This is a genomic window from Shewanella sp. T24-MNA-CIBAN-0130 (assembly GCF_040310185.1).
Lineage (GTDB): Bacteria > Pseudomonadota > Gammaproteobacteria > Enterobacterales > Shewanellaceae > Shewanella > Shewanella psychromarinicola.
In genome coordinates, this window is the sequence record NZ_JBEOPP010000608.1 from 1 (window position 1) to 225 (window position 225).

The 225-nt window shown below is 51.6% G+C and carries 1 tRNA gene; it reads left to right on the forward strand.

The features are described from left to right. The first annotated feature begins 149 nt into the window (after window positions 1-149). A tRNA-Arg gene (locus tag AAEZ02_RS23685) sits at window positions 150-223 on the forward strand. The last annotated feature ends 2 nt before the right edge of the window (window positions 224-225 follow it).

Consider the following 225-nt stretch of genomic DNA (forward strand, 5'->3'; position numbering starts at 1 on the left):
GCCGAAGGCGCTCCCCTGCTAAGGGAGTATGGGCTTTAAATCCCATCGAGGGTTCGAATCCCTCCCTCTCCGCCATTCATTAAGTAGAGTGAGTATTGTTAAAGTGCTGACTATAGCAATATTTATGAATGGCATCTTGTACTGATTTTGCGCGTGTAGCTCAGCTGGATAGAGTACCTGGCTACGAACCAGGCGGTCGGAGGTTCGACTCCTCCCACGCGCACC